At 41.5% G+C, this 17576-nt stretch carries 13 protein-coding genes and 2 tRNA genes; 5 read left to right on the top strand and 10 right to left on the bottom strand.

The window, feature by feature from the left end:
- Positions 1 to 195 precede the first annotated feature (195 nt).
- The 10 genes from AAU57_RS00160 to gldJ form a co-directional block, all read right to left on the bottom strand.
- Complete coding sequence (locus tag AAU57_RS00160) at positions 196 to 1470, bottom strand: hemolysin family protein (protein ID WP_055410990.1); 1275 nt, start codon at positions 1468 to 1470, stop codon at positions 196 to 198.
- The gene (locus tag AAU57_RS00155) at positions 1470 to 1664 is read right to left on the bottom strand and encodes a hypothetical protein (protein ID WP_055410989.1); all 195 of its coding nucleotides are present in this window, start codon (positions 1662 to 1664) and stop codon (positions 1470 to 1472) included. The genes AAU57_RS00160 and AAU57_RS00155 overlap by 1 nt, the downstream gene beginning before the upstream one ends.
- A complete protein-coding gene (lptC, locus tag AAU57_RS00150) occupies positions 1657 to 2229 on the bottom strand; it encodes an LPS export ABC transporter periplasmic protein LptC (RefSeq protein ID WP_055410988.1) in 573 nt (190 codons plus the stop codon). Before lptC ends, AAU57_RS00155 begins: the two co-directional genes overlap by 8 nt.
- On the bottom strand, positions 2230 to 3582 hold the full coding sequence (locus AAU57_RS00145; RefSeq protein WP_055410987.1) for a hypothetical protein: 1353 nt from the start codon (positions 3580 to 3582) through the stop codon (positions 2230 to 2232). It abuts the gene before it with no gap.
- Positions 3583 to 3618: 36 nt separating this feature from the next.
- Positions 3619 to 4869 carry a hypothetical protein gene (locus tag AAU57_RS00140; RefSeq protein WP_055410986.1) on the bottom strand — a complete coding sequence of 417 codons (1251 nt, stop codon included), beginning with the start codon at positions 4867 to 4869 and terminating at the stop codon, positions 3619 to 3621.
- Positions 4866 to 5585: a type III pantothenate kinase gene (locus AAU57_RS00135; RefSeq protein WP_055410985.1), complete on the bottom strand. Its 720-nt coding sequence runs from the start codon at positions 5583 to 5585 to the stop codon at positions 4866 to 4868. Before AAU57_RS00135 ends, AAU57_RS00140 begins: the two co-directional genes overlap by 4 nt.
- A gap of 13 nt (positions 5586 to 5598) precedes the next feature.
- Positions 5599 to 5673: transfer RNA gene (locus AAU57_RS00130), tRNA-Val, on the bottom strand.
- 58 nt (positions 5674 to 5731) lie between these two features.
- Positions 5732 to 5804: transfer RNA gene (locus AAU57_RS00125), tRNA-Phe, on the bottom strand.
- Positions 5805 to 5893: 89 nt separating this feature from the next.
- Entirely contained in the window at positions 5894 to 7144 is a 1251-nt protein-coding gene (locus AAU57_RS00120; RefSeq protein WP_055410984.1) for a UDP-N-acetylmuramoyl-tripeptide--D-alanyl-D-alanine ligase, read from the bottom strand.
- A 92-nt stretch (positions 7145 to 7236) separates the two neighbouring features.
- Positions 7237 to 8916 carry a gliding motility lipoprotein GldJ gene (gene gldJ, locus AAU57_RS00115; RefSeq protein ID WP_055410983.1) on the bottom strand — a complete coding sequence of 560 codons (1680 nt, stop codon included), beginning with the start codon at positions 8914 to 8916 and terminating at the stop codon, positions 7237 to 7239.
- A 192-nt stretch (positions 8917 to 9108) separates the two neighbouring features.
- Here gldJ and porU point away from each other — a divergent pair, with 192 nt between their 5' ends.
- From porU to AAU57_RS00090, 5 genes are all read left to right on the top strand, one after another.
- Positions 9109 to 12939, top strand: coding sequence for a type IX secretion system sortase PorU (porU, locus tag AAU57_RS00110; RefSeq protein ID WP_156339964.1), 3831 nt, complete (start codon positions 9109 to 9111; stop codon positions 12937 to 12939).
- 40 nt (positions 12940 to 12979) lie between these two features.
- Positions 12980 to 14164 carry a type IX secretion system outer membrane channel protein PorV gene (porV, locus tag AAU57_RS00105; RefSeq protein WP_055410981.1) on the top strand — a complete coding sequence of 395 codons (1185 nt, stop codon included), beginning with the start codon at positions 12980 to 12982 and terminating at the stop codon, positions 14162 to 14164.
- A gap of 3 nt (positions 14165 to 14167) precedes the next feature.
- Positions 14168 to 14650 carry a cytidine deaminase gene (gene cdd, locus AAU57_RS00100; RefSeq protein WP_055410980.1) on the top strand — a complete coding sequence of 161 codons (483 nt, stop codon included), beginning with the start codon at positions 14168 to 14170 and terminating at the stop codon, positions 14648 to 14650.
- A gap of 151 nt (positions 14651 to 14801) precedes the next feature.
- Entirely contained in the window at positions 14802 to 15800 is a 999-nt protein-coding gene (pdhA, locus tag AAU57_RS00095) for a pyruvate dehydrogenase (acetyl-transferring) E1 component subunit alpha (RefSeq protein ID WP_055410979.1), read from the top strand.
- Between the two features lie 3 nt (positions 15801 to 15803).
- Positions 15804 to 17528 carry a pyruvate dehydrogenase complex dihydrolipoamide acetyltransferase gene (locus AAU57_RS00090; RefSeq protein WP_055410978.1) on the top strand — a complete coding sequence of 575 codons (1725 nt, stop codon included), beginning with the start codon at positions 15804 to 15806 and terminating at the stop codon, positions 17526 to 17528.
- Positions 17529 to 17576 lie beyond the last annotated feature (48 nt).

Raw genomic sequence — 17576 nt, 5'->3', positions numbered from 1 at the left:
AATTTAAACGGTGGCGAAAATAACGTTTTCCACCCAATTATGGAAGCCGTAACTTCTTTAAAAGTCCTGTTTTAAAAGGATCGCTAATTACTTGTTATTGTGGTAGGTGTGAAGGGTACGCTTTCGCGAAAGCGAACTCATTTTAAACTCTAAGACAATTCTAAAAATGTGGAACTAAAAAATAGCTCTTGCGATCTACTCTTCTGGGATAATGTTGAGTTCTACCAGGTCGATTTTGTTGTTGGACTTCTCTAGAATTTTGAAGGAATATTGATCGACGATGACCTCTTCTAATTCGGCTGGGATATTTTCGGTTTCATGGACGATGAGGCCGCCTATGGTCTCGTATTGCTCACTTTCTGGTAGGTCCAGTTTGAAGCGTTCGTTCACATAGTCCACCTCAAGTCTGGCGCTCAATTTGAAGCAGGTATCGCTCAACTGGCTCTCGATAAGCTGGTCAGAATCGTGCTCGTCTTCAATCTCTCCAAAGAGTTCTTCTACAATATCCTCAACCGTGATAAGTCCTGAAGTACCACCATATTCATCCAGAACGATAGCAATGCTTTTATGGCGTTTGATCAAGAGGTTCAAGACGTCTTTGACCAGCATGGTTTCTGGCACATTGATCACATCGCGACGCACATCTATAATGGATGCTGGCGATTTGAAAAGGTCAAAACTATGCACATAACCACTTATATCGTCAATGGTATCTACGTGTGTCAATATCTTGCTCAGGCCAGTGGAGACAAACTTTTTGCTTAATTCTTTAATGTCTGATGTCTCTTGAACCGAAATCATCTCAGTACGTGGAACCATTACCTCGCGGGCCTTAAGACCACCGAAGTCTAGTGCGTTCTGAAATATTTGAATCTCTGTATCTACATCTTCTTGTTCTTGGGCACTTTCCATCTGTTCTGTGATGTAGTTCCCTAGCTCTAGTTTGGAAAACGAGAGTTGAACCTCATCGCCTTTGGATTTGAAAAAGGTTTTCAATACAAAGTCTGATAGCTGGATACAAAACCAAGAAACACCCCAAAAAAGCAGATAAAAAAGATAGGCTGGAATCGCAAAGAACTTAAGCAATTCGTTGGCATAGATTTGAAAGAACACCTTAGGTAAAAACTCTGCCGTCAATAGAATGACCAAGGTAGAAATCACCGTTTGAATCAATAACAACTGGAAAGCATTATTTACAAGTGCCGGATACCAAGTTGACAGTTGTACCGTCAATAAATCACCCATGGCAAAACCATAAATAACCAGAGCCACACTGTTACCTATGAGCATGGTGATGATAAACTTAGAAGGTTGCACGGTCAAATTGCGCAGTACACGACCTATAAAATCCTGCTGTCGTTTTTCAAGTTCAATGTGGATTTTATTGGAAGAAACATAAGCGATCTCCATCCCAGAAAAGAACGCGCTCAAAATGAGCATGCTTATGATAAGAAGTATCTGTTCGAGCATTACTGTTTGTTGCGATCTTCAAATCTACGACGAAAACGTCGTTTGAAGAAAAACATAAACACGGCTAGACCAGCCATTCCAAACATCAAGTAGGAACGTTGCGGTGTGTCACCATATTCATAAATACCGGTCGCTATAAACAGCACGGCAAAGAATAAATAGGCGTACTCAAAATATTTGAAGAATTTACTCATTGATAGGTTTTACGTAGTATTGGTCTCTGGCGTTGCGCACGAGTGCCTGAGTCAGTTTCTCGTTGGAATCGATAATATCTCCAGAAGTCTTGCTACTATTTTTTAAATCTGTATTGAAGGGCTCATTGGTAAAAATCCACTTTGACTTTTGATCCCAATATAGCTGGTCCCCATAAAAAGTATTCCCATCAGACGTGACAATGGTCACATTACCTATAAGATCCACAAGGTCGGTATCATTATAGATCACACCATAGTCTGAGGTAATGGTCGTTTTTTCAGCCGGTGATTTCTTAGTGTCATAGACTTCAACTTGAAGACCTTCTGGAAACTCGGTATAAGGAAACTCATCATTAGAATAATCCAACATAAGTTTGCCGGACAACGTGATTTTAAGCATACCGCTATCGGTATGTTTGAGTAATAGGTTTTCTACCTCGTTAGTGGGCTCATTAGAGACCGTATTCATTTTGGCAATTTCTTCCAGATTATCTGTACATGCTAAAAAACAGATCACGGCAAGTGCCGTGATCGTGAATTTTAATATGTTGTTGAATGCTGTCACCTATGGTACTCTTACAGATTCACCAACCCAACAGCTAAAGGTGATTGTCTTTCCAGACATGTTCTCCATGAAGATATCCTGCTTTTGTGGAGCTCTACCATTATAACTAGCTGCTGCTTGAGCCGCATTAGATTTAATAGAAGGATCTACTGCTGCCGCTTTGTTAGCATATCTTGCAGCAACCCAGTTGATAGCTCTCTTCTCAAAGATGGTGTTTCCACAACTATTAGCGCTGCTAGCGATCATGTTAGCAATTTGCAAGAATGGTGCACCAAAAGATGGTTTTGCATTATTTGCTGCAATAAATTCTCTTTTAGCACTGCTGTATTGACCTTGATCTTTATAAGCTACACCTTTTTTGTAGTGGATTCTTGACTCTAGGTCTTTACTTACACCTAAGGAAATCGCTTGATCCCAGTACTTGAACTTCTCAGCTTGGCTACTGGCAATGTTTCCTAAACCATAAGCCGTATTTGCACTCGGCTTGATCTCGTGCAACGCTTTTACAGATGCGATATATAAAGGAGCATCAGTACATTCTTTTGCTTGAAGTCTTCTCAATACGTTAGATAACCATTTCTCATCGCTCTTTTTATTGTCAAATTCTGCTTCATATAATGGGATCAACTTATCACAATCTGCTAGAGAACCTAGGGTAGCATTTACACTACCCATAACGATACCATAGTTTTTGATGTTTGTTTCTTGCGCCTCTTTGTCGCTCAACTCATCATCAGTCAACGTCCCTGCAGCCTCTTTGTCTAGATAATTGTTAAGGATCATACCTCTTTCATCTTGAACATTCTCAATTTGTAGCGTCAATTCATCATAGATGTCAAAGAAACCTTGTAGGTCAATTTTCTGGTCGTTGTAACGATTTTCAGCCAGTTTGAAGTAAGTGATCATCGCGTTAGGATCTGTGAATTCCTCAGGATTATCTCTAAACTCTTTGTCAAGAATAGCATATACCTCATCTTGTGTACCGATGTTGTACTTGTACATCGCACGAGCTTTTTCAACCATCTTTTTACTCACGTTGATCTTGTCCGCAAATCGGTTGATTTGCCCGTCAAACATGGCGATTAGTCCAACTGCGTTTTCGTTCTCGGTTCCTATATTGTTTCTAAGTCTGTGCTCATAGATGCGCTCACCGTATTGATATATGGCGGCACTTGCATCTGGACAATTGGTTACTAGTGGTGCTAGTTGCTTGTATGCCTCGTCATAACTTCTGGCCTTTGCGTTTTCTGCAAATATTTGAAGCATTACCGTACAGTCGTCTGCTTCTTGCGCTTTCGCGAAAGCGAAACTGAAAACAGCTATAGCTACTAGTAAGATGCTTTTCTTTTTCATAGTAATGGTTTTATGGTAATTGTTGTTTTTTGGTTTCTAATTGTATCTTCTTTTCTGGAACCAGCGGTCATTAAATGATAAACCGATGGATAAGCTAAAAAAGTCTTCTTTGATTAAACCTGCGTTTTGGGTGCCTCGCTGTCCGTATTCAAACCCGATGTTTGCGTTTGAGAAAGCTCCTGCACGTCCTATGGGTAATCCTAATCCAAAAGATATGCCAAACTCATTGATCTCTTCATTGTTGATGATAAGACCATTCTCTTCATAGCGTACGCCAGCTCTATAAACAACTCTATCCCAATAGCTTGAGATACTGTTGTAGTTAGGGATATAATATCCACCTACACGATAGGAGGAAGCATCTGTAAAGGAACTGTTGTCTGGAGCAAATGATCTAGCGGCGCTTGAACTTGAGCCACGCAATGAATATTCTGCCGCAAGATTCCATTTGCGCGGCAATCCATAACCTACACCTACAGTTACCTCGCTAGGTAATTGAAGTTCCTGTCGGGTCTCATCGCCAACTCTGGTTCTATTAATGGACTCGTTCAAATCTGTGGTCAGAACAAATGTGCTAAGCCTGCGCACATTTCTAGCAGTGATATCACTTTCTGGCTGGTACACGACGGATGCGTTGAAGCTGTGTCCATCAGCCAGGATAGTATCATAATTAAGCGCAAGGTTGAAGGAGATGCCGCTTAGATCGGTTTCGTTTTCTTCATTGGTTCCCAACTCTACGCCATTTATAAAAATGCTTGAGGAGTTTATTTCTTCACCAAAGTTGTATCTAAATTCACCACCTATGCTCAGGCCTTTGAACAATTCATGGCCCAAAGAGAAATAGGCGCGGTTCAAAGAACCTTCTCCAGTAAAATTGGTGTAAACGCCGTCTTCGATCCCGCCAATTCTATATCCAACCGATTGGAAAGGTACCAGTCCAAAACCAAAGGCCGTTTTAGAACTCACTGGTATACCTATACTGATGTACTCGATAGAAGTGGCGTCATATTGATCGTCGCCTTCATCTGCACGGGCAAAAGTTTCTGTATGCTCCAGTCCTATGGCATAGGTAGTTAGTCTAAGCTTGCTATACGATGCCGGATTTTGAAGATTCATATGAATACTGTCAGAATAGCTGCGTATGCCAGCCATGCTACGATTCTCTATGGTGCCTCTAAACGTCTGCTGACCTAATCCAAAAAAGGAATAAGGTGAGGAAGTACGTGATTGCGCCCAGCTACCCGTTAGGGCCAGAAGGAAAATCACGGTTAAAATACTTCTTATCATGAATTGATTTTGTAAATGTTATGGATGCCATACAGCATCAAAAAAGGCGTGGCAAAGAAACGGTTTTTCATTTGCTTTACCAACAGATCTGCATCACCGCCGGTTATAATTACGTTAAGATCTGGATGCTGTTTTTTGTATTTTTTGACCATGCCCTTAATCTCAAAGGTGAGACCATTGACCACACCACTTTGAATGGAAGTGCTGGTCGTGTTGCCTATCAACTGTTGATTAGGTTCTGGTTGTAGTAACGGTAAGTTTTTTGTGAAATTATGCAAGGATTCAAATCTTAGTCTCAATCCTGGTGATATCGCACCGCCATGATAGGTGTTGGTATCATCAATAAAGTCATAAGTGACGCAGGTGCCTGCATCAATGATGAGCGTATTCTGGCCTTTGTTTTTTACTGCTCCAGCAACTAACGCCATGCGGTCATTCCCTAGGCTATCAGATTGATAGTTGTTGGAAAAAGGTAGTTTGGAGTCTTTGGTTATATAAGTCACATTCAGTAGACGCTCTAAACTATCCAAAAGTTTAATGTCAATGGAACCTACTTGACAAATACAGGCATCGGTAAGGTCTGGATAACTGGAACAAAAGGATTTGACATGGTTGATAAACTCCTCTTGTGACGTGCGAATAAGATCGTAAACCGAAACGTCATCAACTACTGCTAGTTTGATGGCCGTATTTCCTATGTCTACTGCCAGTATCATACAACTTGAATCGTGTGGAATACTGGATTCGAACCAGTGACCTCTACCCTGTCAAGGTAGCGCTCTAAACCAACTGAGCTAATCCCACTATTAAAAAGACCAATGTCTTTCAACAAAAAACCCAATCATCGCGATCGGGTTTACTGTGGTACCTCCAGGAATCGAACCAGGGACACATGGATTTTCAGTCCATTGCTCTACCAACTGAGCTAAGGTACCTTTTGCTTTTAAAGCGGTGGCAAATTTACATAAATTATGTTTTGACAAAAGGAAATAAGCGATTTTATTTCAGGTTTTTTCAAGTCGCTCTATATCAGGTCCAGAACCCGTTCTAGTGCCATGCCACGCGATCCTTTGATTAAAATCACTTTGTTAGAAGAAGAATCCAGTGGAGTCCAGGACTTTGAAAACGTATTGAAGTTCTCATATTTCTCAAGGGATCCTGCATTTGTCTTATAGAAATTCTCGCCTATAAGGATGACTCTGTCTATTTTAAGTTCGTCAGCGAGGTCTGCGATATTTTGATGCTCATCACTAGCATATATACCCAACTCGAACATATCGCCCAGTATTGCTGTTTTATGTCCAGACTGCTGCGATAGGTTTTCTAGAGCAGCCCGCATGCTCGTTGGGTTTGCATTGTATGCATCCTTAATGATCGTCAGCCCGTTCTTTTTGATTATTTGAGACCTATTGTTTTCAGGAGTATAGAGGCTTAGGCCTGTAACGATTTTCTCTTTTGGTATATTCATTTCAAGACCTATGGCCGCGGCAAGTTCCATATTGCCCACGTTATAGATGCCGGTTAGATTGGTTTGAAATTCCAGATCGTCCCATACGATGCTAAGTGGCTGCGAGGATTGAATTCTAAAGATAGGAGCGAGGCGCCTGTCGATATCAGCGCTTCTCTTGAGTTGCTCTGCATCTTGTTGTCTTACCATCACTTTTCCCTTGTTGCCAGCGATATAATCGTAAAGCTCGCTTTTACCTCTTTTGACTCCTTCAATGCCGCCAAACCCTTCTAAGTGTGCTTTACCAAAGTTCGTTATCAACCCATAATCAGGTGCTGCAATCTCGCTCAAGGCCTTGATCTCTTTAAGATGGTTGGCACCCATCTCGACCACACCTATCTCAGCAGATTCATCAAATGACAACAGAGTCAAGGGAACTCCAATATGATTATTTAGGTTGCCTTTAGTAGCACTGACCTTATATTGTTGGGATAGAACGCTAACGATTAGTTCTTTGGTAGTCGTTTTACCATTACTTCCAGTTAAAGCCACGATGGGAGCTTTAAGTTGCTTGCGATGATAGTTGGCAAGCTCTTGTAGGGTCTTGAGGGCATTCTCTACGACCGTGACATTCTTATGGTCCGCATGGGATTTATCGGTGCAGATAATGTGATGTGCGCCTTTTTCAATAGCGGTAGATACGTATCGATTTCCATCAAAATTATCACCAGACAGTGCGACGAACAGCTCACCTTTCTTAAGTGTTCTAGTATCTGTTGAAATACCTTCGCTTTCGCGAAAGCGATTATATAATTCTTCTATTTGCATAAAATAAAATTACAGAACTTGACACGAATTTTATCTAAATAATAAAGCCGAATTCCAACGGAATCCGGCTTTTAATTTATTCGTTTCAATTCTTAATTACGTGGGCTCTTTGATTTTTTTGATTTAGAACCTATACGTGACATCGCACAACGGAATCCTAAATCATCCTTTGCCATGTCTTGTGGGTAGAATCTACGTGTAGCTGGATCCAACCAATATTCACGATCTCTCCATGAACCACCTTTGATCACGCGCACCTCATTATCAATAAGTGTGCTTCTAGTGTTGGCCTGGTCGTATTCTCTAATGACGTTACCATCGGCATCCACACTTACACGGTGTTGCGGTGAATCGTACATTCTTTGATCTGGATCAAGCTCATCTGCCGTACCAAAATATTTAGAAGACTGTGAGTCACCATCACGGAAGTTTCTGTTGTCGCTACGGTCAAAGTTGGTTCTCAAATAGGTTTCTTCATCATCGACAGCAACTTGCTTAATCTCACCAGGAATGGTTCTAGCAATCAATTTACCGTTACTCAAGGTGTCGTAGTCTATAGAGTCTGCAGATACTACTTCAACTTTACCATCAGGACCTATACTGTTTTTAGTATACACGTTACCACGGTAGTAGTTAAAGTCATTGAATTCATCATCAACGATAGGACGGTAAACGTCTGCAACCCATTCAGACACGTTACCTGCCATGTCATAGACTCCAAAGTCATTAGGCTCATAGGATTTTATAGGTGCTGTGATGTCTGCACCGTCATCACTCCATCCTGCAATACCACCATAGTCTCCATCACCTTGCTTAAAGTTAGCTAAATGGTCACCTCTTGTTTTGCGGTCACCGCTACGCGTGTATTGACCGTTCCATGGATATTTCTTTCTACCACGGTAAGCATTGTATTCTCTAACGCTTCCCATGCCTAGAGCAGCATATTCCCATTCTGCCTCAGTTGGTAGACGGTAGGCTCCTGGTAAAAGAATTCCATCTTCTCTTCTTACATAAAGACCTGTAGTGTCTGTATCGCGACGCTCTGCAAGTTTTCCTCTCGTTTTTTCAAGTTGTTCAGATCTTTTTCCACCACGGGTAATGCTATCATTCCCACCATATACTAAGGTAGGAGCGTTAAGGTAGGTTTCAGTATTAAAAAGTTCTGTGGCTGTAGCTTTTCCTAATTGGTCTTTAGGAACATAGCCTTGATCTACTAATATTTTCTCGTTAACACGGTCTGTTCTCCAGTTACAGAATTCTACTGCTTGAATCCAGGATACACCTACTACAGGATAGTTGGCATAAGATGGAAAACGTAAATAGTTTTTGGTCATTTCCTCGTTGTACCCTAGACGATTTCTCCAAACAAGAGTATCTGGTACAGCGCCATTATAGATGCCACGATATTGCTCATCTTCTGGTGGGAAAACTCTTTTTACCCAGTCCAGCATTTCAAGGTACATACCATTGGTTACCTCAGTCTCGTCAATATAGAAGGATTGCACGTGTTGCTGGTTGGGTGTATTGTTCCAGTCGTGCATAGGGTCATCCTTAACGCGACCCATGGTAAACGTACCACCTTCAACAAACACAAGTCCTGGAGCTGCGTCCTGGTCTTTGTATTTAGTTTTAAGTTCAAAACCGTTCTTGCCGGTAACATCCCAGCCAGTACCTCTTGATGTGTTAGTGTAATCGTTACCACCACCACAGCTCACCATAAGGATGGAGCACACTGCAATTGCGGAAAGATGAATTATAGAGTAATTTTTCATTTACAATTATGATTTGAAAATCGACACGCAATATAATAACTTCGCTCTTTAGATAGTAGGGTTTTGCGTTTATTAAAAAATTTGCGCTGTTAAAAAATAAAAAACGTTCCATAACCCTCTTTATTTTATTCCATTCCATTTTTTTTAAAATCGGCGGGATAATATCTCTACGAGCCTAACGTTTATTCCTTAATGAAGCACTTATCCATTCTCGTATTCCTTATTATTACTGCGATGGGCGCTGCCCAGCAGCAAACGATCAATCTGGAATGGAATGGCAGTACCGCTTTACAAATAGGTGATCAACGCATTGATTTGCCGTATTTTGAGAACGGATTTGTCTATGAATCTGAAAAGTTAAATTTTTCACTGCTTTTATCGACGAACGGTAAAATTGATCCATTATCGGCAGTTTTTTCCAATATTGACTCTCAACCTATCTCTAATTCTGAGTTGCTGGATCTCGACCGATCACAGATTCCTACCAGTGCAGAAATGATGTTGAATAATGCGCTTTCGCGAAAGCGTAATTACGTTCACATTCAAATGAACCCTATATATAGATCAGGAAATACGTATCGCAGGATCAATTCTTTTACGGTGAGTTACAAGACGGCTCCACCGGAAGCGGTTGCCAAAAACAGCAGCTTTACCAACTCTGCCCTTGCCAGTGGTGACTGGTATAAATTCAAAGTGGAAAAAACAGGTGCGCATCGCATTACTCGCGGTTTTTTGGAAAACTTGGGAATGGATGTTTCCAGAATAGATCCTAGAAAACTTAAGATTTACGGACAAGGTGGTACGTCCATGCCGCTAATCAATCAGGAGAATTTATATTATGATCCTGCTCAGGTTGCGATAACCGTCACTGGCGCAGAAGATGGTAGTTTTGATAATGGAGATGAGATTCTATTTTATGGTATTGCGACCGACACAGAATATGTGGCGGAGAATGACAGCTTCATCAACCCTTACACTGACGATTCTATCTATTACATCACTGCCAGTGGTGGTGATGGCAAACGTATTTTACCTCAAATCAATGCTGGTGGTACACCTGCAGTGACCTATGATTATTACCAATCAACCAAATTTCATGAGGTGGATGAACGCAATATAGGGCTCATAGGACGCATATGGTATGGAGAACGTTTTTCGATTGAGCCAGAACAGACTTTTGAGTTTGAATTTGATAACCTTATTACTAGCCGTCCAGCGACGGTACGTATCGCTACTGCTGCTATAAGCGATGTAGGCACTAGAATGACTTACACGATTAATGGACAAGCACTGGGTACTTCTACTTTTACTGGTTTGGCAGGTGATAACAATTCGGTTGCTCGCAGGGCTTTGTTAGTCGATCCTAATGTGACTCTTTCCAACGGGAACGTGTCTGTGAATCTGGCTTATGACAATGGTGGCATTCCTGCATCCCAAGGCTATCTGGATTATATCAGGATTGATGCTTTTGAGTCATTGACGGGAACTGGAGAGCAATTTAGCTTTACGGTGCCTGAGGCGGCAACTGCAAGCGGTTTAGGTAGGTATCAGTTGAGCAATGCCTCAGAGATAAGTGAAGTTTGGGAAATAACCGATAGATTCAACATTACCAAGATTGAGAATACAGATGGTTTAAGTGATTTCTCATTTACCAGTTCATTAGGAACGGCTAGAAAATTTATAGCCGTCGACAGATCTGATCTTTATGCGCCAGTTTCATTAAGAGATTCTAGAGTGCCCAATCAAAACCTGAAAGGAACGATTTTTAATGATGTTTCTGGAAGTTTTAGGGATATTGATTATTTAATCATCACACGACCATTCCTGCAAAGCCAGGCGCACCGACTGGCTAATTATCACATTAGAGAAAGCAACCTCAATGCAAAGGTGGTGCTGCTGGATCAAATTTATAATGAGTTTTCTGAAGGCAAACAAGACATCAGCGCCATCCGGAATTTTGTTAAATACGTCTATGATAATGCATCAGATCCTTCCAGGAGAGTTCAATACTTGAACATGTTTGGTGATGCTAGTTATGATTATAAAGATCGCATTCCTGTAGAAGACAATATTGTTCCGTCTTTTCTTTCTGCAAATAGTACCTCCCTAACCAGTTCTTACGTAACTGATGATTTCTTCACCTATATGGATCCGCAGGAAGGTACGGTGGCGACCAATAATCTAATGGACCTTGCCGTAGGGCGTATGATTGTAAGTACGGTACAAGAAGCCAGAGAAATGGTAGATAAAATTGAAAGCTACACCTCAATTCCTGCATTTGACAGATGGCGTAATAATGTTACCTTAATAGGAGATGATGTAGATGAAGCTGGTGATGCCATCCTGCAAAAAAGTGTCAATCAGCTGGGTGACGATATTTTTAGTAATAGGCCTGATTATAACGTTCGTAAAATATTACTGGACAGCTATGAACAAATCAATACAGCTGGAGGTCCACGATATCCAGAAGCAGTGGACGATATCAAAAATGCCTTTGAACAAGGATCGCTAGTGATCAATTATTTTGGACATGGTAATGAAGATGGACTTGCCCAGGAGTTTGTAATTACTCAAACCTTGGCAGAGCAGCTTAGAAACCCTACCACTTTACCGTTATTCATAGCAGTAACTTGTGAGTTTACCAGATATGATAATCCGCAACGGGTAAGTGGTGGAGAACGCACCTATTTGAATCCTAATGGTGGTGCCATCGCTATTGTTGCCACGAATAGATTGATTTTTATATCTACTGGTGTCACCTTAAATGATACACTGGATGAATATCTTTTTGGGTTTGAGAATGTCGAGCCTATTTCTATGGCAGAAGCCTTGCGTCTTGCCAAAACAGATCCATCGTTAGCTAATAACGGGACCAGAAGAGTGGTGGCATTTATAGGTGATCCAGCATTAAAGTTAGCTTTTCCTACACCTAGAGTAGTTTTAACCCAAGTCAACGGACAACCTGTTAGTTCCAGTGCGCCGCTTCGAGCATTGGATCGTGTTAACCTTGTTGGTGAGGTCAGAACGATTTCAGGCAACCTAATCAATGATTATAACGGTGAAGTAAGTATTACCGTTTTTGATAAAGAGATTGAGCGAACTACCTTAGGAAACGATGGCGTTGTCATAGGTGGAACCCTGGAGCAAATTGATTTTAGACAGCAAGGTGAAGTGCTTTTTAGAGGGCAAGCCACCGTAGAAAATGGTTTGTTTAGTGTGGATTTTGTGATGCCTCGCGATACACAGATTCCTTTAGGAAATGGACGAATTTCCTTTTACGCTAAACGAGCCAACCTACCTGAAGATCAAAATGGATTTTCTGAAGATGTTCGTATAGGTGGAATTAATGAAAATGCACCGCAGGATGATTTGGGTCCAGAAATAGAACTATTCATGAACGACCGCAACTTTGTTTCGGGCGGTATTACAGATGAAAATCCTTTTATTTTAGCTTTTTTAAATGATGTAAGTGGGATCAATACGGCCAGCGGTATAGGACACGATATCATAGGGATCATAGACGGCGATAAGACAAATCCATTTGTTCTCAACGATTATTATGAGGCAGATGTAGACGACTTTACATCTGGAAAGGTGTATTTTCCATTGAGAGGTATTGCTCCAGGTTTACACACCTTGACGGTTAAAGCTTGGGATACCTATAATAATAGCTCCACTCAAGAAATTCAATTTGTTGTGGCTAGCGGTGAAGGTATCGAGTTGACTAGAGTGCTCAATTACCCTAATCCATTCACGACTTACACAGAGTTCTGGTTTAATCATAATCGACCTTTTGAACCTTTAGAAGTTCAAGTGCAAGTGATGACGGTTACAGGAAAAATTGTTTGGACTCAAAATCGATCGGTAACCACATCTGGATTTACTTCCAGAGAAATTACTTGGGATGGCGTGGATGATTTTGGGCAACGTTTAGGAAAAGGTGTTTACATTTATAAGATTACCGTAAAAAGCACGTTATCCAATGAGACTGCGAGTAAAATCGAGAAACTCGTCATTCTATAAAGTATCATTACCATATATTTACGGATATTAAACCAACTTCATGAAAAGAGTTTTTTTACAGTTTTTAGTAGTCATAATGTTTTTTGCAGGTCTTTTGACGTTAAAAGCTCAAGTCAGAACTCAGGATTCTAGGGTAGTTACAACAGCACTACCTTTCTTGAGAATTGCAGGCGATCCTAGATCAGCTGGTATGGCAGATATGGGTGTTGCTACAAGCCCAGATGCTTGGAGCCAACAATGGAATCCTGCTAAATATTCCTTCATGACTCGAGAGCAGGCTGTAGGAGTGGCTTACACGCCTTACCTGGGACAGTTGGTAAACGATATAGGAATCGGTCAATTAGCTTATGCTAACCGTATCAATGAGCAAAGTGCTTTTGCGGCTAGTTTGAGGTATTTTGGTTTGGGAACTATTTTTATTACTGAGGACGGAGAAACTGGATTTGAAGAAAATCCAAATGAATTTATACTTGATGGTTCTTACTCACTCAAATTATCAGACCAGTTTTCCATGGCGGTGACCGGTCGTTTTTTACGCAGTGATTTGAGATTCCAGGCCACTGATCAAGATGCAAGCGCGGCAAGTAGTTTTAGTGTTGGAATTTCTGGTTATTATCAAAGTGAAGAAGTGGCTATAGGCGATATGTATGGAAGATATCGTGGTGGATTTAATATTTCCAACATCGGTCCAAAGATATCCTACGATGTAGGCGGTAGAGAAGATTTTCTACCTACTAACCTAGGATTAGGCGGTGGCGTTGACTTCTATCTCAACGATGGTTTTAGTAAAATAGGAGTTACCGCAGAGTTTAATAAACTTTTGGTTCCAACTCCACCTATTAGAGAAGATGGTGACGAGAACATGAACGGCACGCCTAATGAAATTATTGAAGGTCAAGATGACGATGTGAGTTTTTTTAGTGGCATTTTCCAATCCTTTGGAGATGCTCCAGGCGGCTTTTCTGAAGAGTTGAAAGAAGTTACCTGGGCTCTAGGTGCAGAATATACCTATGACGATAGCTTCTCTTTAAGAACAGGTTACTTTAATGAGGCAGATGAAAAAGGCGGTCGTAAATACCTTTCCTTGGGAGCTGGCTTTAAGTTTTCAGAAATCAATGTAGATTTATCCTACTTATTCTCAACCAGTCGTGTAAGATCACCGCTTGAAGGAACCCTAAGATTTGGGTTGACCTTCAACTTTGGGGATGAGTACCTAGAATACTAGACTATCAAACAAATCACCATAAATACAGTCATCGATGTTTACGATGACTTGAAGGAGCTGGATCCAGAGGCACAAAAGCTTATGGAGCAAGCTATTGAAGCAAGGTCCAATGCCTATGCGCCATATTCCAAATTCACGGTAGGATGTTCGTTATTGTTGGAAAACGGCGAGATCATCAAAGGTAATAATCAGGAAAATGCAGCCTATCCATCAGGATTGTGTGCAGAGCGTGTAGCCATATTTGCAGCCGGTGCAAACTATCCAGGAGTGTCGATCACGAGAATGGCCATTACCGCGAGCCCTGTAGATGACAGCTTTGCAAAACCAGTGCCGCCTTGTGGTGCCTGCCGTCAGTCCATTGCAGAGTATGAGTCCAGACAGCAACAGCCTATTGAGATTTTCTTCATGGGAGCCTCTGGCACCGTCGCAAGATCCAACTCGCTGGCCGATTTGTTGCCGCTCATTTTTGACCGTAATTATCTTTAAATAATTCCGCGGGATTTAACCGTTCAATTGGTTTTCCCTTATTCTTTTTTCAGTTATTTTTGTTTTCCTTTGAGAAAAGATAGAACTGGTTGTCCAGATGGATGATGTTTAGTTCGCTTTCGCGAAAGCGAAATAAAAACCAATACCTTACATGAAAAAAGTAACTAAAGAAGTCTTACTGAACTGGTACGAGGACATGTTGTTCTGGAGAAAGTTTGAGGACAAACTGGCGCAGGTGTATATCCAGCAAAAAGTACGCGGATTCCTGCATCTTTACAACGGTCAGGAAGCGATTCTTGCAGGTGCATTGCACGCAATGGAACTGGGCAAGGATAAAATGATTACAGCATACCGCAACCACGTGCAGCCTATAGGAATGGGCGTAGATCCCAAGCGTGTCATGGCAGAACTTTATGGAAAAGCTACCGGTACATCGCAAGGTCTAGGTGGTTCCATGCACATATTTTCAAAAGAGTTTAATTTTTATGGTGGTCACGGTATCGTTGGTGGGCAAATCCCGCTAGGTGCTGGTATCGCTTTTGGTGATAAATATCACGATCGTGATGCGGTAACCTTGACCTTTTTTGGGGATGGTGCTGCAAGACAAGGATCTCTTCACGAGACATTCAACCTTGCCATGTTATGGAATCTTCCCGTAGTATTCTGTGTGGAAAACAACGGTTATGCCATGGGAACCAGTGTCGCAAGAACTGCCAACCATACTGATATTTGGAAGCTAGGTTTAGGATACGAGATGCCATGTGGTCCAGTGGATGCCATGGATCCTGAGAAAGTAGCCGAGGCTATGCATGAAGCTATCGAGCGCGCACGATCTGGCGGTGGACCAACATTTTTGGAGCTTAAAACTTATCGTTATAGAGGTCACTCCATGAGTGATGCTCAAAAATATCGTACTAAGGATGAGGTTGCAGAATATCAAAAAATTGACCCGATCACACAGGTCAAGGATCGATTGATGAAAGAGCACAACGTCAAGGAGGACGAGATCAAAGCAATCGATAAGCGTGTCAAGGCAAAAGTTTCTGAATGTGAGAAGTTTGCAGAAGAGTCTCCATTCCCAGAGAAAAGCTTGATGTATGACGCTGTTTATGAACAGGAAGACTATCCATTTTTACCTTCAAAATTATAATCAATGGCAGAAGTAATCAATATGCCACGCTTGAGCGACACCATGGAAGAAGGTGTGGTAGCAACGTGGTTGAAAAAAGTAGGAGATAAAGTAGAAGAAGGAGACATTCTTGCAGAAATTGAGACCGATAAGGCCACAATGGAGTTTGAATCGTTCTATAATGGAACCTTGCTTCACATAGGAGTTCAAGAAGGTGAAACTGCACCTGTGGATCAATTACTTTGTATTCTAGGTGAAGAAGGTGAGGATATTTCTGATTTATTGGACGGATCAGCAGATGCTGGAAAGAAGGAGTCCAAAGAAGAAGATAAAGAAGATGATGATGAAGAGTCGGATTCAAATGAATCTGAGGCCGATTCTCAAGATGAAGAAGAATCCAGCAATGAAGACAGCTCTGACGATGCAGATAGTGACGATCTTCCAGAAGGTGTAGAGATCATTACCATGCCACGATTGAGTGACACCATGGAAGAAGGTACAGTTGCATCATGGCTCAAAAAAGAAGGTGATGAGGTGGCAGAAGGCGATATCCTTGCTGAGATTGAGACCGATAAAGCTACCATGGAGTTCGAATCCTTTTATAAGGGTACTTTATTAAAGATTGGTATTCAAGAAGGGGAAACTGCTGCGGTAGATTCTTTGTTAGCCATCATAGGCCCAGAAGGAACTGATGTTTCTGGAATTGATTTGAAAGGTGGATCTTCAGGTGGAGCCAAAAAAGAGACCAAGAAAGAGGAGCCTAAAAAGGAAGAACCTAAAAAGGAATCAAAATCAGAACCAACTGCAGACAAGAAACAGCAGTCGGTTCCAGATTATTCGGGACCTAAGGAAAGTTCAAAAGAGTCTACAACTCAAAGTAACGATGGCGGTCGCATTTTTGCATCACCACTTGCCAAGAAAATGGCGGCAGATAAAGGTATCGACCTAGGTTCTGTGAAGGGAACTGGAGAGAATGGTCGTGTAACCAAAAAAGATATTGAAAACTACAAGCCTAGTGCGTCCTCTGCAGGTTCTGCAGCAGCACAAGACTATCAGCCTGTAGGTCAGGAAGAATGGGAAGAAGTTCCTAACTCACAAATGCGCAAGACGATCGCCAAGCGTTTGGGACAATCTAAATTCACGGCACCACATTACTATTTAGGTCTAGATCTAGATATGGATAACGCCATTGCAAGTCGCAAGGCGATCAATGAGTTGCCAGATACTAAGATTAGCTTCAACGATATGGTGATTAAAGCTGCAGCTATGGCGTTGCGTAAACACCCTAAAGTAAACACCTCTTGGACTGACGCTGCTACAAAAGTGGCCAAGCACATTCACATAGGTGTTGCCGTAGCCGTTGATGACGGTTTGCTAGTACCGGTATTACCTTTTGCAGACCAAATGAGTATGCAGCAAATAGGTGGTAAAGTGAGAGAACTGGCCGGCAAGGCACGTGACAAGAAGCTACAACCTAAAGAAATGGAAGGAAGTACGTTCACTATTTCTAATTTGGGAATGTTTGGTATTACAGAGTTTACCTCGATCATCAATCAGCCCAACAGTGCGATAATGTCCGTAGGCGCCATTGTTCAAAAACCAGTGGTCAAGGATGGTCAGATCGTTATAGGCAACGTGATGAAGATCACGCTAGCTTGTGATCATAGAACCGTAGATGGTGCTACAGGAGCAGCATTCTTGCAAACATTCAAATCTTATATTGAGAACCCTATCGTCATGTACGTATAGGTTTTGTATAGATAATAGAATTAAAACGCTGGGCATTTATGACCAGCG

This window comes from Nonlabens sp. YIK11 (genome assembly GCF_001413925.1).
In the GTDB taxonomy this organism is placed as follows: domain Bacteria; phylum Bacteroidota; class Bacteroidia; order Flavobacteriales; family Flavobacteriaceae; genus Nonlabens.
This window is presented reverse-complemented; position numbering and strand designations above follow the sequence as displayed.

Coding starts and splice junctions, on each gene's coding strand:
- AAU57_RS00160 (WP_055410990.1), bottom strand. CDS start 1,470: ATGCTCGAACAGATACTTCTTATCATAAGCATGCTCATTTTGAGCGCG.
- AAU57_RS00155 (WP_055410989.1), bottom strand. CDS start 1,664: ATGAGTAAATTCTTCAAATATTTTGAGTACGCCTATTTATTCTTTGCC.
- AAU57_RS00145 (WP_055410987.1), bottom strand. CDS start 3,582: ATGAAAAAGAAAAGCATCTTACTAGTAGCTATAGCTGTTTTCAGTTTC.
- AAU57_RS00140 (WP_055410986.1), bottom strand. CDS start 4,869: ATGATAAGAAGTATTTTAACCGTGATTTTCCTTCTGGCCCTAACGGGT.
- AAU57_RS00135 (WP_055410985.1), bottom strand. CDS start 5,585: ATGATACTGGCAGTAGACATAGGAAATACGGCCATCAAACTAGCAGTA.
- AAU57_RS00120 (WP_055410984.1), bottom strand. CDS start 7,144: ATGCAAATAGAAGAATTATATAATCGCTTTCGCGAAAGCGAAGGTATT.
- gldJ (WP_055410983.1), bottom strand. CDS start 8,916: ATGAAAAATTACTCTATAATTCATCTTTCCGCAATTGCAGTGTGCTCC.
- porU (WP_156339964.1), top strand. CDS start 9,109: ATGAAGCACTTATCCATTCTCGTATTCCTTATTATTACTGCGATGGGC.
- porV (WP_055410981.1), top strand. CDS start 12,980: ATGAAAAGAGTTTTTTTACAGTTTTTAGTAGTCATAATGTTTTTTGCA.
- pdhA (WP_055410979.1), top strand. CDS start 14,802: ATGAAAAAAGTAACTAAAGAAGTCTTACTGAACTGGTACGAGGACATG.
- AAU57_RS00090 (WP_055410978.1), top strand. CDS start 15,804: ATGGCAGAAGTAATCAATATGCCACGCTTGAGCGACACCATGGAAGAA.